19 protein-coding genes are annotated in these 21,419 nt (G+C 63.2%); 9 read left to right on the top strand and 10 right to left on the bottom strand.

The genetic code is table 11. The annotated features are described in order from the left end of the window. Nucleotides 1-18: 18 nt before the first annotated feature. Complete coding sequence (gene ycaC / locus MRBLPB4O_RS26900) at nucleotides 19-645, bottom strand: isochorismate family cysteine hydrolase YcaC (RefSeq protein WP_341797098.1); 627 nt, start codon at nucleotides 643-645, stop codon at nucleotides 19-21. A 72-nt stretch (nucleotides 646-717) separates the two neighbouring features. Next, entirely contained in the window at nucleotides 718-1,080 is a 363-nt protein-coding gene (locus MRBLPB4O_RS26905; protein ID WP_086978482.1) for an AraC family transcriptional regulator, read from the bottom strand. 137 nt (nucleotides 1,081-1,217) lie between these two features. Here MRBLPB4O_RS26905 and MRBLPB4O_RS26910 point away from each other — a divergent pair, with 137 nt between their 5' ends. The 4 genes from MRBLPB4O_RS26910 to MRBLPB4O_RS26925 all read left to right on the top strand — a co-directional run bounded on the left by MRBLPB4O_RS26910 (nucleotide 1,218) and on the right by MRBLPB4O_RS26925 (nucleotide 5,856). After that, entirely contained in the window at nucleotides 1,218-2,192 is a 975-nt protein-coding gene (locus MRBLPB4O_RS26910) for a GlxA family transcriptional regulator (protein WP_341797099.1), read from the top strand. Between the two features lie 237 nt (nucleotides 2,193-2,429). After that, nucleotides 2,430-4,217, top strand: coding sequence for a monovalent cation:proton antiporter-2 (CPA2) family protein (locus MRBLPB4O_RS26915; RefSeq protein WP_341797100.1), 1,788 nt, complete (start codon nucleotides 2,430-2,432; stop codon nucleotides 4,215-4,217). A gap of 688 nt (nucleotides 4,218-4,905) precedes the next feature. After that, entirely contained in the window at nucleotides 4,906-5,199 is a 294-nt protein-coding gene (locus tag MRBLPB4O_RS26920) for a hypothetical protein (protein WP_341797101.1), read from the top strand. A gap of 171 nt (nucleotides 5,200-5,370) precedes the next feature. After that, nucleotides 5,371-5,856, top strand: coding sequence for a PBECR2 nuclease fold domain-containing protein (locus MRBLPB4O_RS26925; RefSeq protein WP_341797102.1), 486 nt, complete (start codon nucleotides 5,371-5,373; stop codon nucleotides 5,854-5,856). 290 nt (nucleotides 5,857-6,146) lie between these two features. Here MRBLPB4O_RS26925 and ycaC (MRBLPB4O_RS26930) read toward each other — a convergent pair whose 3' ends face one another. Beyond that, nucleotides 6,147-6,776, bottom strand: a complete 630-nt coding sequence (gene ycaC / locus MRBLPB4O_RS26930) for an isochorismate family cysteine hydrolase YcaC (protein WP_341797103.1) — start codon at nucleotides 6,774-6,776, stop codon at nucleotides 6,147-6,149. Nucleotides 6,777-6,911: 135 nt separating this feature from the next. Here ycaC (MRBLPB4O_RS26930) and MRBLPB4O_RS26935 point away from each other — a divergent pair, with 135 nt between their 5' ends. Next, on the top strand, nucleotides 6,912-7,823 hold the full coding sequence (locus MRBLPB4O_RS26935) for a LysR substrate-binding domain-containing protein (protein WP_341797104.1): 912 nt from the start codon (nucleotides 6,912-6,914) through the stop codon (nucleotides 7,821-7,823). Here the strand turns inward: MRBLPB4O_RS26935 and MRBLPB4O_RS26940 are convergent. Next, a complete protein-coding gene (locus MRBLPB4O_RS26940) occupies nucleotides 7,784-8,983 on the bottom strand; it encodes a YbfB/YjiJ family MFS transporter (RefSeq protein ID WP_229609486.1) in 1,200 nt (399 codons plus the stop codon). The genes MRBLPB4O_RS26935 and MRBLPB4O_RS26940 overlap by 40 nt on opposite strands. A gap of 129 nt (nucleotides 8,984-9,112) precedes the next feature. On the opposite strand from MRBLPB4O_RS26940, the gene MRBLPB4O_RS26945 reads away from it, so the two are divergent. Beyond that, nucleotides 9,113-9,970 (top strand): LysR family transcriptional regulator, encoded by an 858-nt coding sequence (locus MRBLPB4O_RS26945; RefSeq protein WP_341797105.1) that lies wholly within the window; start codon nucleotides 9,113-9,115, stop codon nucleotides 9,968-9,970. Between the two features lie 134 nt (nucleotides 9,971-10,104). Then, nucleotides 10,105-11,367, top strand: coding sequence for an OprD family porin (locus MRBLPB4O_RS26950; RefSeq protein WP_341797106.1), 1,263 nt, complete (start codon nucleotides 10,105-10,107; stop codon nucleotides 11,365-11,367). Between the two features lie 147 nt (nucleotides 11,368-11,514). Here MRBLPB4O_RS26950 and MRBLPB4O_RS26955 read toward each other — a convergent pair whose 3' ends face one another. From MRBLPB4O_RS26955 to ycaC (MRBLPB4O_RS26970), 4 genes are all read right to left on the bottom strand, one after another. Further along, entirely contained in the window at nucleotides 11,515-13,356 is a 1,842-nt protein-coding gene (locus MRBLPB4O_RS26955) for an amidohydrolase (protein ID WP_341798937.1), read from the bottom strand. Nucleotides 13,357-13,669: 313 nt separating this feature from the next. After that, nucleotides 13,670-14,488, bottom strand: a complete 819-nt coding sequence (locus MRBLPB4O_RS26960) for an alpha/beta hydrolase (protein ID WP_341797107.1) — start codon at nucleotides 14,486-14,488, stop codon at nucleotides 13,670-13,672. A 39-nt stretch (nucleotides 14,489-14,527) separates the two neighbouring features. Beyond that, the gene (locus tag MRBLPB4O_RS26965) at nucleotides 14,528-14,836 is read right to left on the bottom strand and encodes a hypothetical protein (RefSeq protein ID WP_341797108.1); all 309 of its coding nucleotides are present in this window, start codon (nucleotides 14,834-14,836) and stop codon (nucleotides 14,528-14,530) included. Nucleotides 14,837-14,952: 116 nt separating this feature from the next. Next, nucleotides 14,953-15,582 carry an isochorismate family cysteine hydrolase YcaC gene (gene ycaC / locus MRBLPB4O_RS26970; RefSeq protein WP_019472736.1) on the bottom strand — a complete coding sequence of 210 codons (630 nt, stop codon included), beginning with the start codon at nucleotides 15,580-15,582 and terminating at the stop codon, nucleotides 14,953-14,955. 321 nt (nucleotides 15,583-15,903) lie between these two features. On the opposite strand from ycaC (MRBLPB4O_RS26970), the gene MRBLPB4O_RS26975 reads away from it, so the two are divergent. Next, on the top strand, nucleotides 15,904-17,331 hold the full coding sequence (locus MRBLPB4O_RS26975) for a mechanosensitive ion channel family protein (RefSeq protein WP_341797109.1): 1,428 nt from the start codon (nucleotides 15,904-15,906) through the stop codon (nucleotides 17,329-17,331). 45 nt (nucleotides 17,332-17,376) lie between these two features. Here MRBLPB4O_RS26975 and MRBLPB4O_RS26980 read toward each other — a convergent pair whose 3' ends face one another. Both MRBLPB4O_RS26980 and MRBLPB4O_RS26985 read right to left on the bottom strand, forming a co-directional pair. Continuing rightward, nucleotides 17,377-18,663 (bottom strand): FAD-binding oxidoreductase, encoded by a 1,287-nt coding sequence (locus tag MRBLPB4O_RS26980; RefSeq protein WP_341797110.1) that lies wholly within the window; start codon nucleotides 18,661-18,663, stop codon nucleotides 17,377-17,379. A 150-nt stretch (nucleotides 18,664-18,813) separates the two neighbouring features. Then, nucleotides 18,814-20,304 carry an aldehyde dehydrogenase family protein gene (locus MRBLPB4O_RS26985; RefSeq protein WP_012274799.1) on the bottom strand — a complete coding sequence of 497 codons (1,491 nt, stop codon included), beginning with the start codon at nucleotides 20,302-20,304 and terminating at the stop codon, nucleotides 18,814-18,816. Nucleotides 20,305-20,439: 135 nt separating this feature from the next. Between MRBLPB4O_RS26985 and MRBLPB4O_RS26990 the strand changes: the two genes are divergently transcribed. Next, the gene (locus MRBLPB4O_RS26990; RefSeq protein ID WP_341797111.1) at nucleotides 20,440-21,330 is read left to right on the top strand and encodes a LysR family transcriptional regulator; all 891 of its coding nucleotides are present in this window, start codon (nucleotides 20,440-20,442) and stop codon (nucleotides 21,328-21,330) included. The last annotated feature ends 89 nt before the right edge of the window (nucleotides 21,331-21,419 follow it).

Consider the following 21,419-nt stretch of genomic DNA (forward strand, 5'->3'; position numbering starts at 1 on the left):
CAGCGGCCCCGCTCTAAATCAGCGCGAGGTCAATGCCGAATAGCTGTTCATCAGGTTGCGGTAGTTAGGAATGCGCTGCGACAGCAGGTTACCCAACCCTTCGATGTCATTACGCCAGTCGCGGTGCAGCTCACAGGCCACCGAGAACCAGTTCATCATCTGCGCGCCCGCCTGGGTCATGCGCGCCCATGCCGCCTGTTGCACGGTTTCGTTGAAGGTACCCGAGGCATCGGTCACCACAAACACTTCAAAGCCTTCAGCCAGTGCCGACAAGGTCGGGAAAGCCACGCACACATCGGTCACCACGCCGGCGATGATCAGCTGCTTGCGGCCGGTGGCCTTGATCGCCTTGACGAAGTCTTCGTTGTCCCAAGCGTTGATCTGGCCTGGGCGGGCAATGTACGGCGCGTCCGGGAACATCTCTTTCAGCTCGGGTACCAGCGGGCCGTTCGGGCCTTGCTCGAAGCTGGTGGTGAGAATGGTCGGCAGGCCGAAGAACTTGGCCAGGTCCCCCAAGGCCAGCACGTTGTTCTTGAACTCGTTGGGCGAGAAGTCCTGCACCAGAGAGATCAGGCCGGTCTGGTGATCCACTAGCAGGACCACGGCGTCGTCTTTGTTCAAGCGCTTGTAATCGGGTTGGCTCATGGGGTGACTCCTTGGGTTGGGAATACGGGCCGGCACTGTCCGCAAGGGCTTATACCGGTGGATAGCTTCGGCTTAAGGAATGGCCTGCGCCTGGCGCCAGGCCTTGGGCGGCTGGCCAACCAGGCGGCTGAACGCGCGGGTGAAATGGGCCTGGTCGCAAAAGCCGCACTCCAGGCTCACATGGGTGATCGGGACCTCTGTGGCAAGCAGGCGCTTGGCCTTTTCCATGCGCGCCAACAGGCGCCAGGCCTGGGGCGAGAGGCCAGTGTTGACCTTGAAGGCACGGGAGAAATGGCTGCGGGTGAGGTTGCACACGCCAGCGATCTCGATGATCGACAGCGAGCTGCGCAGCATCAGTTCCTTGGCCTGGCGCAAGCGTGCGGGCGTCAGTGCGCCGGTGGTTTGCAGCGGCTCTTGGGGCGTGCCGTGGTGCATGGCGACTCTCCTCTTGAATGCAGAAAGTCTCGCCCCCGGCACATGACAAAGTCCTGAGCCAAAGCTGAATTGTTCTTAATTGTGCGCAGCGGTATACCGTAAGATGCAGGCTGTACTCAGCTACCGAACGAAGAAGCATGCAGGTAAACGCTCACCGCACCGTGGCCATGGTGCTGTTCAACGACGTCCTGTTGCTGGACGTCATCGGCCCGATGGATGCATTCGCCATCGCCAACCGGTTTTTGCCGGCAGAGCGGCAATACCGGCTGCTCACCCTGGCCGAAGGGCAGGCAGCGGTGCGCGGCTCATGCGGGCTGAAAGTGGTGGCAGACCTGCGCCTGGAAGACCTGCCAGAAGCCGTCGACCTGTTGCTGGTACCCGGCGGCCCGGGGGCGTATGACACCGCCGTACCAGCGCTGGAGCGCTGGTTGCCACAGGCGGTGCGCAGTGCCAGGCGCTTTGGTGCCATTTGCACTGGGGTATTCCTGCTGGGCCGGGCCGGGCTGCTGGACGGCTACCGCTGCACCACCCACTGGAACTACGTGGAGCGCCTGGCACGGGCGTTCCCCGAGGCCAAGGTCGAGACCGAGCAGATCTACGTGATCGACCGCTGCTTGATCACCTCGGGCGGAATCACCGCAGGGATCGACCTGGCGCTGGCGGTGGTGGCCGAGGACCACGGTAAGGCATTGGCCCTGGAAGTGGCCAAGGTGCTGTTGGTCGCCCGCCATCGCCAGGGCGGGCAAACGCCATACGGGCCGTTGCTGGCAGCGGTACCGCGTGATGATTCGCCCATTGCCCGGGTACAGGCGCACATCGTCGACCATATCGAGCAGGCGCTCACCGTGCAGAACATGGCCGAACTGGTGGCCATGAGCAGCCGAAATTTCGCCCGCACGTTCCAGCGCGAGGTGGGAATAACGCCGCTTCAGTACCTGCAGAATGCCCGGATCGACCGGGCGCGCAAGCTGTTGGAAGGCAGTGACCTGCCGTTGAAGGTGGTGGCGGCGCAGTGTGGGTTTGGCAGCGACCGGCATTTGCGCAAGGTGTTCTGTGAGCGTATTGGCATGACGCCGGCGCAGTATCGGGCGCAGTTTGGTGGCGATGAATAGTTAGATCTGCACCGCCTTCTTCGCGGGCATGCCCGCTCCGACAGAGATAACACAGGCCTCAGGGGCTTAGCTGAGCCTGTGGGAGCGGGCGTGCCCGCGAAGAGGCCGCCACAGACTGTCACCTGCGATGGGACAATCTTTCTCCCCTAAAGCAGATTGTCTACCACGCCAACATTCCCCAGAATCGTCGGCCAAACTGTTCAAACGCTGCCCCGGCAGCTCATGGAGTAAGCGCCAATGCCACACGAAGGCAGCCTTCTGCAAACCGCGGTGATCTTTCTGCTCGCCGCGGTCGTCGCCGTCCCCTTGGCCAAGCGCCTGCAACTGGGGGCTGTGCTCGGCTATCTGCTGGCCGGTGTGGCCATCGGCCCGCAGGCGCTTGGCCTGATCCGCGACACCGAAAGCGTGGCGCACATTTCCGAGCTGGGCGTGGTCCTGCTGCTGTTCATCATTGGCCTGGAACTGTCGCCCAAGCGCCTGTGGCTGATGCGCAAGTCGGTGTTCGGTGTCGGTACCGCCCAGGTGCTACTGACCGGCGCGCTGATCGGTGCCATCGCCCTGTTCGGCTTCAGCCAGACACTGCCGGCAGCCATCGTGCTCGGCTTGGGCCTGGCGCTGTCGTCCACCGCCCTTGGCCTGCAAAGCCTGGCCGAGAGCAAGCAGCTCAACGCCCCGCACGGCCGCCTGGCGTTCGCCATCCTGCTGTTCCAGGACATCGCTGCGATCCCGCTGATTGCCTTGGTACCGCTACTGGCCGCCAGTGGCCCGGACACCAGCCACGGCGACAGCCTGCAACACGGCCTGAAGGTATTCGGCAGCATCGCCGTGGTGATCATCGGCGGCCGCTACCTGTTGCGCCCGGTGTTCCGCACCGTGGCTCGCACCGGCCTGCCGGAGGTGTCTACTGCCACCGCACTGCTGGTGGTAATCGGCACGGCCTGGCTGATGGAAGAGGCCGGCATTTCCATGGCCTTGGGCGCCTTCCTCGCCGGCCTGCTGCTGGCCGACTCGGAATACCGCCACGAGCTGGAATCACAGATCGAGCCGTTCAAGGGCCTGTTGCTGGGGCTGTTCTTCATCAGCGTGGGCATGGGCGCCAACCTGCGCCTGCTGCTGGAAATGCCGCTGGTGGTGCTGGGCCTGACCCTGCTGCTGGTCGCGGTAAAGCTGGTGCTGCTGATAGGCGTCGGGCGCGTGGTCGGTGGCCTGAACAGCGCCAGCGCCCTGCGCCTGGGCATGGTGCTGGCGGCCGGTGGCGAGTTCGCCTTCGTGGTGTTCAAGCTGGGCAAGGACCAAGGCCTGTTCGACACTCAGACCTACGACCTGCTGCTGATGACCATTACCCTGTCGATGGCCATCACCCCGCTGCTGATGCTGGGTTGCGCCCGCGCCCTCAAACGCCCGCAACCGGCGCGTGAAGTGCCCGAGCAGTACAAGCAGATCCAGACGGATACACCGCGGGTGGTGATCGTCGGCATGGGCCGCATGGGCCAGATCGTCGCGCGTATCCTGCGGGCGCAGAAGATCCCGTTCATAGCGCTGGAAACCTCGGTGGATGCCATCGAGATGACCCGTATGTTCGAACAGGTGCCGGTGTTCTACGGCGACCCGTTGCGCCCGGAGGTGCTGCATGCCGCCAAGGTGGGTGAAGCGGAGTATTTCATCATCACCATTGATGACCCTGAAGCCGCTATTCATACCGCCGAACGAGTAAAACGCCTGTACCCACACCTGAAGGTGCTGGCCCGGGCACGTAACCGCCAGCATGTGCACAAGTTGGTGGATGCAGGCGCCGAGCCGATTCGCGAGACGTTCTACTCCAGCCTGGAGATGACCCGCCGGGCGCTGGTGGGGTTGGGCTTGAGCGATGAACAGGCGGCGGACCGGATTACCCGGTTTACCCAGCATGACGAAGAAGTGCTGGTGGCCCAGGGGCAGGTACGCGATGACCGGGCCAAGGTGATGCAGACGGCCAAGGAGGCGCGGGTGGAGCTGGAAAGGTTGTTTGATTCGGATGCGGATTGAGGGTTTTTGTCGTACGCCTTGAGGGTTGTGGTGCCTGTGAGATCGAGCGCCGCCCGCGCGGCGCTTCGCAGCACAAGGCTGCTCCTACATCTATTTCGGGCCAATTATTCCTGAGCCCTAGGCGCGCGGCCCTCTTGGTGCTCACCTCAATAACGTGTCGAACAAACAAGGCGTTCGCGCGCGCTGGTGCAGGCGTCACTGGCCCGAAACAGATGTAGGAGCAGCCTTGTGCTGCGAAGCGCCGCGCGGGCGGCGCTCGATCTCACAGGCGCCAAAAACCTATCGCCTGGCACCTGGAGGCCATCCTGCAACCTCCTGACGATCACTCGCCGCCATTACGCGCACCCAAAAAAACCATCACAGAATCGTCCGATTCTCAGCAAGGTCCTACTTTCCAGCCAACCATTTCCTACGTTAACGCCGCCCCCGAGGATTTATCCTACACACCGTGTCGACGCCCGTCTGATTGTCCGGGGAAGGCCTGCTCTCTAGGCTGACCGGGTCGCTGTCGGTTCAGCGATCGGGTGTGGAAACCCGTCTGATCTGAGGTGCTGTCTTCAATGGCAGCTGTGCGCGGGAGGCCGTATGGCCTACCGGGTTGCCTCCGACCGGTTTTCCACCCCGCGTACAGCTGCCACCCTTCGTGTGGAAACGGATGGTTGCAGGTCAACCCTGTGAGGTCACTCCAATGAAAAGAATCGTCCCCGATCCCCCCCTTCCCGAAACCACACAACGCCCTTTCAGCCGCTGCGATGCCGGCCATCCCCCATTGTTCACAGTAAACCCGGGTGTCTCCGCCCACGACGCCCTGGTGCATGTCGCCCAGTACCTGCGCGGCGCCTACGACTGCGGCTACAAAGCCTTGGAGCATCTGGATGACACCGGCAAAAGCCTATTCTGGAGCAACCTGAATGCAATCGAAATGGCAGAAGGATTGGTTGAGGCACTGCTGGATGGGATTGAGTCACAGCCAATAAGTTGAAGCGCATTGGATAAGCTTTGAGCAGGCTGCAATGATCAGCCTGCTCTACCGACATTCAGGAAACGACCTACAAAACGCGTCACCCTCCGTCTGATTGTTCGGGGGAACCCTTCGCCATAGGCTCACCTGGCCCGCCGCCGCATCAGCGACTGTTCCCCGTCAGGTATCTCATTGAGCCCCAAAAACCCAGCCGCAACAATTGCCGAGAACAAAGGCCAGAAGTCCTGGCTGGACGAACAACTACCCGACCTCAGAACACTTGCGCGCGATCTACGCACCCAGGCTATCGAAGAACTAGCGCCTGCTGATTCGCATGACGCTGCAATCGAGGTTGCTGCGCAGCAGCTGGGCTTCGACAGCGAAAAAACTGAGGTAGTAAGCATCAGCAGCCCAATGGGCGACATCCGGATTCTGCGCAGCTGTATCCACCACATCGTCGAGAAGAGACAGGACGCCCGGGAACGCTATGTAAAAGTAGCGCTGGACACGTTAATCGGACCATTTGAGATATGGCAGGTCGCTTACACCAATGATACCTGCAGACTGGCGTTCATTGGCGCCTACGAAACCAGGCGGCAGATGCTGGTAATCGTGACACTCGACAACGGCAAAATGCTGTGGAATTACATGCAGTGCGATGCAAAAAGCACTGAATAAACATCGCCACGGAAAGCTGCTCTACAAGCGGTACACTTTTTTGCCGACGAAAAAAAAGGGCCACTGTCACCAGTGGCCCTGTATTTGCGCTTGATATTCATATACACACCCTCAAGCGGGGGTGTGGAGGTCTCACCCGACGCTGATGATTCAGCCATCGACGGGGTTCCTACGCCAGCTAGTGCCGCTGAATGGCAGCTGGTTTCGCGCTCAAGTCAAACGCTAACAACACTCTACGATCAAGTCAACGATAGCGCCCCAGGGGAGGCCAATCATCAGGTTACTTAGTGTTACTTACCCGCAGTCAATGCGTTATAGCTGGTCATCAGGTTGCGATAATCCGGAATGTGGTTGGAGCACAGCGCAGCCAGCCCTTCGACATCGTTGCGCCAGTCGCGGTGCAGCTCGCAGGCCACCCCGAACCAGGTCATAAGCTGCGCACCGGCCTGGCTCATGCGGTCAAGGGCGGCATCGCGGGTCATTTCGTTAAAGGTGCCGGAGGCATCGGTCACGACGAACACATCGAACTCTTCTTCCAGCGCTGACAGCGCCGGGAAGGCTACGCAGACCTCAGTCACCACACCGGCAATGATCAGCTGCTTCTTGCCAGTGGCCTTCACCGCCTTGACGAAGTCTTCGTTGTCCCAGGCGTTAATCTGGCCTGGGCGGGCGATATACGGCGCATCCGGGAACAGCGCTTTCAGCTCTGGCACCAGCGGGCCGTTAGGGCCTTGCTCGAAGCTGGTGGTGAGGATGGTTGGCAGGTTGAAGAACTTGGCCAGGTCAGCCAGGGCCAGTACGTTGTTCTTGAACTTGTCCGGCTCGATGTCACGCACCAGGGACAGCAGGCCAGCCTGATGGTCGACCAGCAGTACGGCAGCGTCGTCTTTGTTCAGGCGGTTGTAGGTGAATTTGCTCATGGTCTGTGCTCCTAAGGGTTATGAATTTTTCAGCAATCCGGGGTGTTTCGCGTTGATGGGCACAGATTAAAATCATCACCTTTGCTGCACTAGACTGCGAAAACCGTCCTTAGCGTTCCGTTTGGAGAACGATCATTGGAAGACCTCAACTCCCTCTACTACTTCACCCAAGTCGTGGAGCACGGCGGCTTCGCCCCGGCCGGGCGGGCGCTGGACATGCCAAAGTCAAAGCTCAGCCGGCGCATCGCCGACCTTGAAGACCGCCTGGGCGTGCGCCTGCTGCACCGCACCAGCCGCCACTGCTCGCTGACCGAAATCGGCCAGGCCTACTACAACCGTTGCCTGGCCATGCGCGTGGAGGCCGAGGGCGCGGCGGAAATCATCGAGCGCAACCGCAGCGAGCCACGCGGGCTGGTGCGCATCAGTTGCCCCACCACCCTGCTCAACTCCTGGGTCGGGCCGATGCTGACCCGCTACATGCTCAAGTACCCCCAGGTGGAACTGTTCATCGAGAGCACCAACCGCCGCGTCGACCTGCTGCATGAGGGCTTCGACATCGCCCTGCGCGTGCGCTTTCCGCCGCTGGAGAACACCGACATGGTGATGAAGGTACTGAGCAACAGCACCCAGTGCCTGGTCGGCCAGCCGCACTACCTGGCGCAACTACCCAAAGGGTTTGACCCACAGCTGCTGGGCACGCTACCCAGCGTGCATTGGGGCAGCGCCCAGCGCGAGTACCAGTGGGAACTGTTCCAGGGTGAGCACAACAGCCGCAGCATCGTCATCCCGCATACACCGCGCATGGTGACTGACGACTTGTTTGCCCTGCGCCACTTCGTAGTGGCCGGGGTGGGGATTGCGCACTTGCCGCGGGTGGCGGTGCGCGAAGACCTGGCGGCAGGGCGGCTGGTTGAGCTGATTCCGGACTGGCACCCGCGGTGTGGCATCGTGCATGCGATCTTCCCGTCGCGCCGCGGGCTGCTGCCATCGGTGCGGGCGCTGATCGATCACTTGGCAGAAGAGTTCGCAATCAGCGACATGGCCTGATGCTCTTTGGGCAGCAGATCAATCAGCAGCGCCAGCAGCACCGCGCCAGCGGCTACGGCGAACAGCACGGTGTAATGGCCGCCATTGGCAGCAAACAGTGCTGAATAAGCGTAACCTGCAATGGCCTGAAAACTGGCGAACGATACCGTCGCCCTGCTCCACGTCGCATTCTGCCGGGCATGGCCATCGACCAGTTGGTGCACCCTGGCCAGCGCCAGCGGCACGATGCCCGGCGGGAACGAACCAATCAACAGTGCGGCGGCGCCGAGCAGGCGCAGGTCATGGCTAACCAGCAGCACCGCCAAGGCTGCCAGTTGCGCCAGCAACACCAGGCGAATGCCGGCACGTGCCCCCAGGTGGTCGGCCATTAGCCCGTAAGCCACCGGCCCGGCAATTGCCCCTAGGCCATACAGCCCCCAGATCACGGCCCCGGCATGTGTACCAGCGCCAAGACCCCGGCTGATGTAGTCCACCAGGAACATCATCGGTGCCACCAGTGCTGTTGCCATCAGCGCGTACTGACTGAAGAGAACAAGGATGGCGGGCGAGGCAACCGCTTGCTGCTTCGTCTGCGTAACCTGCGCATACTCGTGCTCGGCCGGCCAACCAGCCCAGCTGGTGAGGGTCAGCAGCAGCGACAGCAGGGCCAGCCCAAGCCAGGTCTGCTGCAAGCCTTTGCCCAGCAGCCAAGGCACCAGGCTCGCGGCACCGGCGATACCCAGGCCGATGCCGAGAAAGATCGCACCACTGGCCAGCCCACGCCGCGAGGCCGCGACATGGGGCAGGATTGCGCTGGCCGCCAGTACCATGATCACCCCGCCAGCCACCCCGGACAGTAACCGCCAGCCGAAGTACCAGCTCACCGACAGCGGCCAGGCACACGCCAGGAACGCCAGGCTGACACAGAGCATCATGCAGCGCAGCACTGATGCACTCGACCAGCGTGCTGCCAATGGCCTGCCGACGAGGGCGCCGATCAGATAGCCGGCGAGGTTGGCAGCACCGAGGTAGACCACCGCCGAACTGTCGAACCAATGCGCGTCGATCAGCGCCGGAACCAGCGGTGTATAGGCAAAACGCGCCAGGCCGATACCTACCAGGCTCGCACACAGCCCGGCCCAGATCGGCAGCCAGGGGGAACGTGATGTTGATTCGCTCATGATATTCCCTTGCGCCAGCGTCGGCGCTTGTTGATAACGATGGGAACAGCATAAAGTGGCCGATCGCAGAAAAAATGCAGCGATTTTTCACTACTGCACTGCATCATTGCATCATCGAGGATCACGTTGATGAACTGGGACGATACCCGCGTCTTTCTCGCGCTGTGCCGCGAGCAGACCTTGCGAGGCGCAGCCCGTCGCCTGGGTGTGGACCAGGCAACCGTCGGCCGCCGGCTGTCGTCGTTGGAAAGTGCGCTGGACGCGACCCTATTCCTGCGCACCTCCAGCGGCTATTCGTTGACCAGCGCCGGCGAAGTGGCGATGCGTGCGGCACTCGAGATGGAGACGGCCGCCGCCGGCCTGCAGCGGCAGATCCTCGGCATGGATGAGCGCCTGAGCGGCGCAGTGCGGGTCACCACCACCGATTCCTTCGCCCTCGACTTCATCATCCCGGCGATTGCCCGCCTGCGCCTCGACCACCCGGGTATCGAAGTGCAACTGCACGCTTCGACGCAGATGCTCAACCTCAGCCAGCGCGAGGCCGATATCGCTGTGCGTACACATAAGCCGGATAACCCCGAGCTGGTTGTGCGCCGGCTGGCGCGCTGGAACAGCGGGCTTTTCGCTTCTCGCGAATACCTGCAGCGACGCGGTGAACCCCCGCCGGGCAGCGCATTTGCCGGGCACGAACTGGTGATCTACCAACCGTACCTGGACAGCGGCAAGGAGGTGACCCTGGCGGGCGAGTCGATAGCTCAAGGGCGGATTGCAATAACCTGCACCTCGGGTCTTATGGTGCGGCGGGCGCTGGCAAGTGGTATCGGCCTGGGTGAGCTGCCGGTGCCACTGGGGGAGCGCGATGGCCTTCAGCAGGTATGGCCGCCGGGCAAGCCTTACGACATCTGGCTGGTGACCCATCAGGATGTGCGGCACACCGCGCGGGTGCGGGTGGTGATAGAGGCTATTGTCCAGGCGTTCAGCGACTAGGCAGCCTGTGCCGGCCTCTTCGCGGTGATAGCCGCTCCTGCAATGATGGTGTGGGCACCTCCCCCAGCACACCCTTACAAGACCGCTGGCCTACACTTGCTCCACAGTCCCGGATCATCCCACCCGGAGCCCTCATGATCCGCGCCACTCACGGACCGGGCCGCGCCCTGCTCGCCACGCTCGCCTTGTGCCCCACATTCAGCCAAGCCGACGAACCCGGCTGGTCGCTGCTCAGCCGTAACTATTTCCTGCACAGCGACTTCCGCTCACCTTCCGCCAGCGGCCAGAACTACCGCCAGGAATGGGCCCAGGGTTTCATCGGCGAGGTACGCTCCGGGTTCACCCAGGGCGCTGTCGGGGTGGGCCTCGATGCCCACGGTTTTATCGGCCTCAAGCTCGACGGCGGCCGCGGCCATGCCGGCACTGGCGTGCTGCCACGCGACAGCGATGGCCGCGCCGAGTCCGACTATTCCAGCGCTGGTGCCGCACTCAAATTTCGCGTGGGCAATACCCGGCTGCGCTATGGCGAGATGATGGTGGAAACACCGGTATTCGATACCGGCGACAAACGCCTGCACCCGGAATACGCCACCGGCTGGTTCGTGGAAAACGCCGACCTGCCCGACTGGCGCCTGCAGGCCGGGCGTTTCACCGCCTTCAGCAACCAGGACAACAGCTCTACCCATGACGACTTCAGCGGCTACGGCGCCAGTACTCACAACCGCGCAATCAGCCTGGCCGGCGCCACCTTCGCGCCCGCAGGCCCGTTCGGCGGCGCGCTGTATGCCGGGCAGTTGCAGGACACCTGGCGCCAGGCCTACCTGAACCTGAACCTGGCTGAGCGCAACTGGCGCCTGGACGGGAACCTGTACAAAACCCGCGATACCGGCAACGCCAGCGCGGGCGCAATCGACACCCTCGCCTACAGCCTTCTGGCCAAATACAGTTTCGGCGCCCAGGCGCTGAGCCTGGCCTACCAGAAGGTCGAGGGCGACACCCCGTTCGACTTCGTCGGTGGCGATTCCATCTACTTGGCCAACTCGATCAAGTACGCCGACTTCAACGGCCCCGGCGAGCGCTCGTGGCAACTGCGCTACGACCTCAACTTTGCCACCCTCGGCGTGCCCGGCCTGAGCCTGATGGGCCGCTACGTCAGCGGCCGTGGTATCGATGGCAGCCATGCACCAGCGGGTGGCGCCTACACCGGCCAGTACGGACCGGGCGGCAAGCACTGGGAACGCGACATCGACCTGAAATACGTGGTGCAGTCAGGTGCGGCCAAAGACCTGAGCCTGTCGTTCTCCCACGTGAGCCACCGCGCCAACCAGGCCCAGGCCGGCGATGACATCGACCGCATCTACCTGATCATCGAATACCCACTCAAAGGCAGCTTCTGACATGAACACTGCCTCTTCGAACAGGTGCTGTACAGCACTCGGCACCCGCGCGATCCCTGTGGGAGCGGGTTTACCCGCGAAGAGGCCGGCACTGAAAACACAAGAAAGGGGCCAGACACTGGTCCCCTTCCTTCATGTCAGCTCAGCTTAGAAAGCAAAGCAAGAACAACCCAGCGCCCCCCAGAAACCTTGGAAGTCATTCACCGGCACACTCGATTTGCGCGCTTTGTCGTGACTGTGCGCATGTACCCCGCACGGCCCCGAGCACTGATGCACGGCTGCCGCCAACGATGGCGTACCCACGCGCCAGTGCCCTGGCACCTTGGCTACTGGCGACCACTCTGGCAGCACTGGCACCTGCGGTGGGCCAAGGCGATCGAATTCTCCCGCCCCGTACACCACCTTGCCATCGACGATGGTCAGCACCGACTCGATGCCCTTGATCGCCTCTTCATCGACACTGAAGAAGTCCAGCGACAGCGCCGCCAGGTCGGCCAGCTGGCCCACCTTGATCTGGCCCTTCTTGCCCTGCTCGCTGGAGAACCAGGCACTGCCCTGGGTGAACAGTTGCAGTGCGGTGTCGCGATCCAGGCCTTCCGGGTACAGCTCCATGCCGCCGACGGTCTTGCCGCTGACCAGCCAGTACAGCGAGGTCCACGGGTTGTAGCTGGACACACGGGTAGCGTCGGTACCGGCACCCACTGGCACGCCCATGTCCAGCATGCGCTTGATGGGCGGGGTCTGCTCGGCAGCCTTGGCGCCGTAGCGGTCGACAAAGTACTCACCCTGAAAGGCCATGCGATCCTGGACGGCGATGCCACCGCCCAAGGCGCGCACGCGCTCGATGTTCTGGGGGGTGATGGTTTCGGCGTGGTCGAAGAACCACGGCAGGCCGTTGAACGGGATGTCGCGGTTGACCTTCTCGAACACGTCGAGCATGCGCGTGATCGATTCGTTGTAGGTGGCGTGCAGGCGGAACGGCCAGCGTTGCTCGACCAGGTGGCGCACCACCGGTTCCAGCTCTTCTTCCATGGTCTGTGGCAGGTCCGGGCGCGGCTCGAGGAAGTCCTCGAAGTCGGCGGCGGAGAACACCAGCATTTCGCCGGCGCCGTTGTGGCGCAGGAAGTCGGTGCCGCTGTGCAGCTTGACGCTGGAGGTCCACTTCTTGAAGTCGTCCAACTCTTCCTTGGGCTTCTGGGTGAACAGGTTGTAGGCGATGCGCACGGTCAGCTGGTTGTTGTCGGCCAGCTCCTGGATCACCGAATAGTCGTCGGGGAAGTTCTGGTAGCCGCCGCCGGCGTCGATGGCACTGGTGAGGCCCAGGCGGTTGAGTTCGCGCATGAACTGGCGGGTGGAGTTGACCTGGTACTCCAGCGGCAGCTTCGGCCCTTTGGCCAGGGTGGCGTAGAGGATCATCGCGTTCGGGCGGGCGATCAGCATGCCGGTCGGGTTGCCAAACTTGTCGCGCTGGATCTCGCCTCCCGGCGGGTTCGGGGTGCTCTTGTCGTAGCCGACGGCCTTGAGCGCAGCGCGGTTGAGTAGCGCGCGGTCGTATAGGTGCAGCAGGAATACCGGGGTGTCGGGCGCAGCCTGGTTGATTTCTTCCAGGGTGGGCATGCGTTTCTCGGCGAACTGGAATTCGTTCCAGCCACCGACTACCCGCACCCACTGCGGGGTTGGCGTGCGCGCGGCCTGGTCCTTGAGCATGCGCAGGGCATCAGCCACCGACGGCACGCCTTCCCAGCGCAGTTCGAGGTTGTAGTTCAGGCCACCGCGGATCAGGTGCAGGTGCGAGTCATTCAGGCCCGGTATCACCGTGCGCTGCTTGAGGTCGATGATTTGCGTCGCGGCGCCCTTGTGGGCCATGGCCTCGGCGTCGTTGCCCACGGCGACGAAGCGGCCGTCCTTGATGGCGACGGCGGTCGCGGTGGGCTTTTCGCGGTCAACGGTGTGCAGCTTGCCGTTGAACAGAATCAGGTCGGCGGTCATGGAACCTCCTTGGGTGGATGCGTGAGCGGAACCGGCTTGGCCGGTGAAGGGCAATGCGGACCAGAGCGCGCCCGCGGCACCGAGCACGGTGCTGGTGGCGAGGAACTGGCGACGGGTCTTGTCGTTGCGGTCTTGGGCCATGGTGTTCTCCGTCTGGGTGCGGCGGCGGCAGGCGCAACTGCGGAGCATGCCGGTTAATGCTGGGTCAGGGCTTGGATGGATGTGCGGTAGGCTGTAGAAGGTTAGCCCTGATCAACATTAGTGCTGCCAGGGCCGGCCTATTCGCGGGCGAGCCCGCGAATGCCTCCCACAATTACCGCTGGAGAAACGCCAGCAAGTCCTCGTTCAACTGCTGCGCATGGGTCACCGCAAACCCGTGCGGCGCCCCGGCATACACTTTCAGCTCAGCCCCACGAATCAGCTCCGCCGCCTGCTTGCCGGTGGCCTCGAACGGCACGATCTGGTCGGCGTCACCATGGATCACCAACGTCGGTACATCGACCTTGCCCATGTCCGGCCGGAAATCGGTCTCGGAGAACGCCGTCACGCACTCCAGCGTGCCTTTGATCGATGCCATCAGCGCGATGTTCAGGGTCTGCGTCTGCACGCCCTGGGACACCTGCTGCCCATGGTTCAGGCCATAGAACGGCGTCGCAAAATCGGCAATGAACTGCGCACGGTCGGCACGCAGGCCGGCACGAATACCCTCGAACACCGACAGGTCGACCCCTTCAGGGTTGTCGTCGCGCTTGCCGAACACCGGCGTCACCGCACCCAGCAGCACCAACCCGGCCACCCGCTCGCTGCCGTGGCGGGCGATGTAGCGGCTGACATCGCCGCCACCCATCGAAAAGCCCACCAGGGTCACGTCGCGCAGGTCGAGGTGTTCGATAAGCTGGGCGATGTCATCGGCGAAGGTGTCGTAGTCGTAACCGCTCCACGGCTGGCTCGAACGGCCGAACCCACGGCGGTCGAAGGCGATGGCGCGGTAGCCGCGGCTGGCCAGGAACTCCATCTGCGAATCCCACATGTCGGCATCCAGTGGCCAGCCGTGGCTGAACAGCACGGGCTTGCCGCTGCCCCAGTCCTTGAAATAGATCGAAGTGCCATCGCGGGTAACGAACGTGCTCATGTCGGTATCTCCTTGAAAGTATCGAAGTAAGGGCGCGACTCAACCGCGCAGCCAGTTGGCACAGCGGCGGGTTACCCAAGGCATGATGTAGAACACCACCGGCAGGATGACGAACAGGTTGACGATCAGGTTGCCGGTAATCGGGCCGCCCAGCTGCGGGAAGCGTGCAAACAACGGCGCCAGCAGTTGCGGAATGACCATGGTCATCGGGCAGATCACCAGGTAGGTCAGCAGCGCCTGTTTCCAGCGCGGTGGCTGGGCCGGCGTCGCGCCCGTCGGGCTAGCGAGAACGTGGTGTTGCAGGCATACGGTCACCACTTCACGGTTGTCTTGGAGTGCGGTGTTCATCGGCGTTCCTTGGGATGAGCTTGCCCGCATCCACTGTGCAACGGTGAACGGGCGGAGGATTGGATGGGTGTGCTGCCCTTGGCGGGCACCGACTGGCGGTGCCCGGGGCGGTCGGCTTACTTGCCGGCGTTGAAGGCGTTGTAGCTGGTCATCAGGTTGCGGTAGTCCGGGATGTGGTTGGAGCACAGCGCGGCCAGGCCTTCAACGTCGTTGCGCCAGTCGCGGTGCAGCTCGCACGCTACGCCGAACCAGGTCATCAGTTGCGCACCGGCCTGGCTCATGCGGTCATGGGCGGCGTCGCGGGTCATGGCGTTGAAGGTGCCGGAGGCATCAGTCACCACGAACACATCAAACTCTTCTTCCAGAGCCGCCAGGGCCGGGAAAGCAACACACACCTCAGTCACGACGCCGGCGATGATCAGCTGCTTCTTGCCGGTGGCCTTTACTGCCTTGACGAAGTCTTCGTTGTCCCAGGCGTTGATCTGGCCGGGGCGAGCGATGTACGGGGCATCCGGGAACAGGGCTTTCAGCTCGGGGACCAGCGGGCCGTTGGGGCCTTGCTCGAAACTGGTGGTGAGGATGGTCGGCAGGTTGAAGAACTTGGCCAGGTCAGCCAGGGCCAGCACGTTGTTCTTGAAAGCGTCTGGTTCGATGTCGCGGACCAGGGACAGCAGGCCAGCCTGGTGGTCGACCAGCAGTACGGCGGCGTCGTCTTTGTTCAGGCGGTTGTATTTGAAGTTGGTCATGGTCGTTGCTCCTAAGGGTTTCTGTCTTCAGTAAGTTGGGTGTTTCGCGCTGATGGGAGAAGATTAAAACCATCACCCTTGCAGCGGTAGATAGCGTTTTTTGGCTTTAACGTTCTGTTTTAGGAACGATAGATTGGCGTTGGTTTTGCTGGTCTCTTCGCGGGCTCGCCCGCTCCCACAGGGATCGCACAAGATTCAAAAGCAGCGCTTTACCTGTGGGAGCGGGCAAGCCCGCGAAGGAGCCAGCACAGGCTTGCATTGCCTGCCCGGCAAACCTGCTCTATTACTACCCACAGCCCTCCCCTCACCCCCGAGACCACCATGCTGGCGTTCATCCAGTCGTCCCCGTTGTTGCTCGGCACTACCCTCATCCTGCTCGACCTCGTGCTCTGGCAAGTCATCCCCACGCAGCGCCGTGCCTGGCGCATCGGCACGCGGCTGGTGATATTCCTGCTGTTCAGCTCGGTGCTGGTGGCCGCCGGCATGAGCCCGCTGCAACCGCCACCCTGGCCCGACGATGTCTCGCGCAACCTCATGGCCACGGTACTGGCCATCGGCTGGTGGCTGTTTGGCGCGCGAACGGTCACGGTGGTGTTCGGCCTGCTGCTGGTGGCCCGGGGCAGCCATGGCGGGCGGCTGCTGCAGGATGTGCTGGGGGCGTTGATCTTTTTGGTCGCTGTAGTGGCTGCCGCGGGCTATGTGATGCAACTGCCGGTGAAGGGCTTGCTGGCTACGTCCGGGGTGATGGCCATCGTCATCGGCTTGGCGTTGCAGAGCACCTTGGCGGACGTGTTCAGCGGCATCGTGCTGAACACCACGCGGCCCTATCAGATTGGCGATTCAATCTCCATCGACGGCACCGAAGGCAAGGTGCTGGACATCGACTGGCGCGCCACGCGGCTGCTGACCGGCACCGGCAGCCTGGCGGTGATCCCCAACTCGGTCGCGGCCAAGGCGCGGCTGCTCAACCACAGCCGCCCGGCCGATGTGCATGGGGTGTCGATCAGCGTGGTGGTGCCGGCCAAAGTGCGGCCCAAGCGGGTGTTCGATGCGCTGGAAAAGGCCTTGCAGGGCGTCAGTGCCATTCTTGCGACCCCAAAGCCGAAGGTGACGGTGAAGGCCTCGACGCTGGAGTCCGTGGAGTACGAGGCCAGCGGCTTCGTGGCCGATGCGGGCACCAAGGGCGACGCACGCAATCAGCTGTTCGACCTTGCCCACCGCCACCTGGAGGCCAGCGGGGTGATGTGGAACGTGGACCTGGCCCTGCCGCCGCGCAGCCGCCAGCGCGAGGTCCTGGACGAAGTGCGGGTGTTCCGCTCGCTAAGCGATGAGGAGCGTGACGCGCTGAGCCAGCGCATGACGGCGGTGGAGTACCTGGCGGACCAGGTGATCCTGGGCGTGGGTGAGCATTCCGAGCACCTGCTGGTGATTGGCAGCGGGGTGGTGTCTGCGTCGGTGCGTGATGGCGACAAGCGGATCGAAGCCGGGCGCATGGGGCCGGGTGAGGTGCTGGGGATCGAGGGGATCATCGATGAGGACGACTCGTTTGCCGAGTTTCGCACACTGACCGGTTGCGTGCTGTACCGCATCGAAAAGGAACAGGTGAAGAGCTGTTTGCAGCAGCGTGGCGAAGTGCAGACGGCGTTGAGCAAATTGCAGCGGTTCCGCCGGCAAAGCCGGGAGTCGTTGTTGCTGCAAAAGCCGGCCCTGATCAAGAAAGGCGGCTTCCTCAGCTGGTTGCACAAGTAAACCTGGCTGGCCTCTTCGCGGGCATGCCCACGAAGAGGCCAGTACTTACAACACAACCCTCAGGCACTGCCCCGCGTGGTAAAGCGAGAAGCCAGATTCGTAGAACGCGGTCCGCAGCGAAGGCGCACTCACGCCGCTCATCGGCGAGAACGGAATCGGCAGGCTGTCCGCGTCACCCTTGAGCAGAAACTCGGCAAAGGCACGGCCGATCACGGTACCTGTGGTGTTGCCACGCCCGTTGTAACCCGTAACCGCGACCAACCCTGGCGCCGGCTCGAACAGGCGCATCAGGTGGTCAGGGGTAAAGTCGATACAGCCGGTCCAGTGCATTTCCCACTCGACCTTGCCCAGTTCCGGGTAATAGTGGCTCTGGATGCGGTCCGCCCAGCTGCGCACAAACCACGCCGGCTTGTTGTCGACCCGGCCCAGGCTGCCGAGCAGCAGGCGGCCCTGATCGTCGCGGCGGATGCTGCTAAGCACGGTGCGGGTGTCCCACGAGCCTTGGCCATGTGGCAGTACCTTGTCGGCCGCGGCACCCTGCAGCGGCTTGGACGCCACCTGGTAGTAGTAGCCACGGAAGAACTGCTTCTGCAGGTTGCTCCAGTCGCCTTCGGTGTACGCGCCAGTGGAAACAACCACCTTGTCGGCGCGCACCGAGCCACGCGCAGTCTTCACCCTCCAGCCATCGCCATCACGTTCCAGGCCTTCGACCGAAGACTGCTGGAACAGCTTGCCGCCCAGGCGCGCCACGGCAGCCGCCAGGCCCTGGGTGTAGCCCATGGGGTTAATGGTGCCAGCGCGGCGGTCGAGCAACGCGGCGGAAATCTTGTTGGTACCGCAATATTCCTGGCACTGGGCGCCGGTCAGCAGCTCCACGTCGGCACCACGGCGTCGCCATTGTTCGTGGCGGGCCTCGAGGTCAGCGATGCCGGTGGCGTTGTGCGCCATGTGCAGCGTGCCTTTGTGCTGGGCCTGGCAGTCGATGCCCAGGCGCTCGATCATGGCGAACACTTCACCCGGGGCTTCGCCGAGCACCTTGTTCAGGCGGCTGCCCTGCTTCTGGCCGAGGGTGGCCTCGACGTCGTCGGGGCGGATCCAGGTGCCGGCGTTGACCAGGCCGACGTTGCGCCCGGAGCCACCGTGGCCGATCTTCCAGGCCTCAAGCAGGATCACCGACTTGCCCTGTTCGAGCAGGTGGATGGCCGCCGACAGGCCAGTGATGCCACCGCCGATCACGCAGACATCAGCCTTGTGCTCACCGGCCAGGGCCTGGGCGGCAACGGTCGGTTTGCTGACGAATTCCCACAAGCATTCTTGACGCAGTTCGGACATGGCCGGCTCCAGCAATTTGTTCTTGTTGGGGCTGCTTCGCAGCCCATTCGCGGCACAAGGCCGCTCCTACAGGAGATCGCGATGCCTGTGTAGGAGCGGCCTTGTGCCGCGAACCGGGGGCTATGCCCCCGGCCATGCAGCATCAATACATCAGTCGAACACGATACCCTGCGCCAGCGGCAGCTCACGCGAGTAGTTCACGGTGTTGGTCTGGCGACGCATGTAGCCTTTCCAGGCATCCGAACCCGACTCACGACCACCGCCGGTTTCCTTCTCGCCGCCAAACGCACCGCCGATCTCGGCGCCGCTGGTACCGATGTTGACGTTGGCGATACCGCAGTCGCTGCCCGAAGCACTCTGGAAGCGCTCGGCTTCACGGATGTCGGTGGTGAAGATGCACGACGACAGGCCTTGTGGCACTTCGTTGTTCAGGCGCAGGGCCTCTTCGAAGTCGTCGTAGGCCAGCACATACAGGATCGGGGCGAAGGTTTCGTGGCGCACCACGTCGCTCTGCGCCGGCATTTCGGCAATGGCAGGCGACACGTAGTAGGCGTTCGGGTACTGGTCGGCCAGCTGACGCTCGCCACCAAACACCTGGCCACCTTCGTCGCGGGCCTTGGCCAGCGCGCCCTGCATGGCGTCGAACGACAGCTTGTCGATCAGCGGGCCCACCAGGTTGTCCTTGCGCGGGTCGCCGATACGCACTTTGCCGTAGGCGGCTTTGACGCGGGCAACCACTTCGTCCTTGATCGAGCGGTGCACGATCAGGCGGCGCAGGGTGGTGCAACGCTGGCCGGCGGTGCCGACAGCCGAGAACAGGATGCCGCGCACGGCCAGGTCCAGGTCGGCGCTCGGCGCCAGGATCATGGCGTTGTTGCCGCCCAGTTCGAGGATGCTGCGGCCAAAGCGGGCGGCCACACGTGGGCCGACTTCGCGACCCATGCGGGTGCTGCCGGTGGCGCTGACCAGTGGTACGCGCGGGTCATCGACCATGGCTTCGCCGGCTTCACGGCCGCCAATCACCAGTTGGGCCAGGCCAGCCGGGGCATCGCCGAAGGCTTTCAGGGCTTTTTCGAACAGCGCCTGGCAGGCCAGGGCGGTCAGCGGGGTCTTTTCAGACGGCTTCCACACCACCGAGTTACCGGCCACCAGGGCGAGGGCGGTGTTCCAGGCCCAGACGGCGACCGGGAAGTTGAAGGCGCTGATCACGCCAACCACGCCCAGCGGGTGCCAGGTTTCACGCATGTGGTGGCCCGGGCGCTCGGAAGCGATGGTCAGGCCGTACAGCTGGCGCGACAGGCCCACGGCGAAGTCGCAGATGTCGATCATTTCCTGCACTTCGCCCAGGCCTTCCTGGGTGATCTTGCCGGCTTCGATCGAGACCAGCTCGCCCAGGTCGGCCTTGTGCTCACGCAACACTTCGCCGAACAGGCGCACCAGTTCGCCACGGCGCGGGGCCGGCACAGTGCGCCAGGCGTCGAATGCGCTCTGGGCCTGATCGATGCGGGCGATGGTCTCGGCCTTGCCGAGCAGTTTCACCGAGGCGATCTGGCTGCCGTCGATCGGCGTGTGAACAGGGTAGTCGCCCTGGGTGTAAGCCTCGGCGGCAACGCCAAGGCGCTCGAGCAATCCAGCAACCATTTGTGCATCTCCTACATCGGTGATGGGGTGGAAAAATGATGTGGATCAGTATTAATCCGATCACATAGGTACAACAAACGACCTTTATTCCGCATATCATTCCGTCAGGTAATGATTTGAGCCGCAGAGACCGCTATGTCCAAACGCCTGGTGCCTTCCATGACCGCCCTGCAGTGCTTTGAGGCTGCAGCCCGCCATTTGAGCTTTACCCGTGCCGCCGAAGAACTGCACCTGACCCAGAGCGCCGTCAGCAAGCAGGTGGCGCAGCTTGAAGACATGCTGCGCCACCACCTTTTCCTGCGCATCCGGCGGCGCTTGCAACTGACCCCCGCCGGCAGCCTGTACTTGGCCGAGGTCAACAAGATCCTCACCCAAGTGGATATGTCCAGCCGCTACGTGCTCACCTACGGCGAGCAGACCGAGATATTGAAGGTAGCCACTCAACCAAGTTTTGGCGTGCGCTGGTTGATCCCGCACCTCAAGGGTTTTGGCAAACGCCACACCAACATCCACCTGGACATACGCAACGAGATGGAGCCGTTCGCCCTGCTGCAGGGCTCGGCGGACGTGGTGTTCTTCTATGGCCAGGGCACGTGGCCGGGGGCCACTTGCGTGGAGCTGTTCCGTGAGGAAGTGGTGCCGGTGTGTGCGCCAGAGCTGCTGGCCGGGCGCACGCTGGGCGATGCTGCAGAACTGGCCGACCTGGTGCTGTTGCAAAGCACTTCGCGGCCGGAGGCCTGGCATGAGTGGTTCCTGGAGTTGGGGTTGCAGAGCGTCAGCGCCTACCACGGGCCTCGTTTCGATACGTTCTATATGGCGTTGAGCGCTGCACAGGCCGGTTGCGGGGTGGCGCTGGTGCCGCGTTACCTGGCGGCGAAGGAACTGGCGGAAGGGAGCCTTGTGGTGCCGTGGAACCATGCGATGCGCAGTGCCGGGGCGCATTACCTGGCGTATGCCGAGCATGCGGCGGAGGTGCCCAAGGTGCGGGCTTTGGTGGAGTGGATTCACGAGCAGCTTCAGCCTTGAGATTGCCAGGGCACAAGGCCGCTCAACAGCAACGCGGTCCCCTGTAGGAGCGGCCTTGTGCCGCGAATGGGCTGCAAAGCAGCCCCAAT

This window comes from Pseudomonas sp. LPB4.O (assembly GCF_038383825.1).
In the GTDB taxonomy this organism is placed as follows: Bacteria; Pseudomonadota; Gammaproteobacteria; order Pseudomonadales; family Pseudomonadaceae; genus Aquipseudomonas; species Aquipseudomonas putida.

What these genes read in the sequence shown, in the direction of transcription:
- ycaC (WP_341797098.1), bottom strand. Translation starts at nt 645, where the DNA reads ATGAGCCAACCCGATTACAAGCGCTTGAACAAAGACGACGCCGTGGTC.
- MRBLPB4O_RS26905 (WP_086978482.1), bottom strand. Translation starts at nt 1,080, where the DNA reads ATGCACCACGGCACGCCCCAAGAGCCGCTGCAAACCACCGGCGCACTG.
- MRBLPB4O_RS26910 (WP_341797099.1), top strand. Translation starts at nt 1,218, where the DNA reads ATGCAGGTAAACGCTCACCGCACCGTGGCCATGGTGCTGTTCAACGAC.
- MRBLPB4O_RS26915 (WP_341797100.1), top strand. Translation starts at nt 2,430, where the DNA reads ATGCCACACGAAGGCAGCCTTCTGCAAACCGCGGTGATCTTTCTGCTC.
- MRBLPB4O_RS26920 (WP_341797101.1), top strand. Translation starts at nt 4,906, where the DNA reads ATGAAAAGAATCGTCCCCGATCCCCCCCTTCCCGAAACCACACAACGC.
- ycaC (WP_341797103.1), bottom strand. Translation starts at nt 6,776, where the DNA reads ATGAGCAAATTCACCTACAACCGCCTGAACAAAGACGACGCTGCCGTA.
- MRBLPB4O_RS26940 (WP_229609486.1), bottom strand. Translation starts at nt 8,983, where the DNA reads ATGAGCGAATCAACATCACGTTCCCCCTGGCTGCCGATCTGGGCCGGG.
- MRBLPB4O_RS26945 (WP_341797105.1), top strand. Translation starts at nt 9,113, where the DNA reads ATGAACTGGGACGATACCCGCGTCTTTCTCGCGCTGTGCCGCGAGCAG.
- MRBLPB4O_RS26950 (WP_341797106.1), top strand. Translation starts at nt 10,105, where the DNA reads ATGATCCGCGCCACTCACGGACCGGGCCGCGCCCTGCTCGCCACGCTC.
- MRBLPB4O_RS26955 (WP_341798937.1), bottom strand. Translation starts at nt 13,356, where the DNA reads ATGACCGCCGACCTGATTCTGTTCAACGGCAAGCTGCACACCGTTGAC.
- MRBLPB4O_RS26960 (WP_341797107.1), bottom strand. Translation starts at nt 14,488, where the DNA reads ATGAGCACGTTCGTTACCCGCGATGGCACTTCGATCTATTTCAAGGAC.
- MRBLPB4O_RS26965 (WP_341797108.1), bottom strand. Translation starts at nt 14,836, where the DNA reads ATGAACACCGCACTCCAAGACAACCGTGAAGTGGTGACCGTATGCCTG.
- ycaC (WP_019472736.1), bottom strand. Translation starts at nt 15,582, where the DNA reads ATGACCAACTTCAAATACAACCGCCTGAACAAAGACGACGCCGCCGTA.
- MRBLPB4O_RS26975 (WP_341797109.1), top strand. Translation starts at nt 15,904, where the DNA reads ATGCTGGCGTTCATCCAGTCGTCCCCGTTGTTGCTCGGCACTACCCTC.
- MRBLPB4O_RS26980 (WP_341797110.1), bottom strand. Translation starts at nt 18,663, where the DNA reads ATGTCCGAACTGCGTCAAGAATGCTTGTGGGAATTCGTCAGCAAACCG.
- MRBLPB4O_RS26985 (WP_012274799.1), bottom strand. Translation starts at nt 20,304, where the DNA reads ATGGTTGCTGGATTGCTCGAGCGCCTTGGCGTTGCCGCCGAGGCTTAC.
- MRBLPB4O_RS26990 (WP_341797111.1), top strand. Translation starts at nt 20,440, where the DNA reads ATGTCCAAACGCCTGGTGCCTTCCATGACCGCCCTGCAGTGCTTTGAG.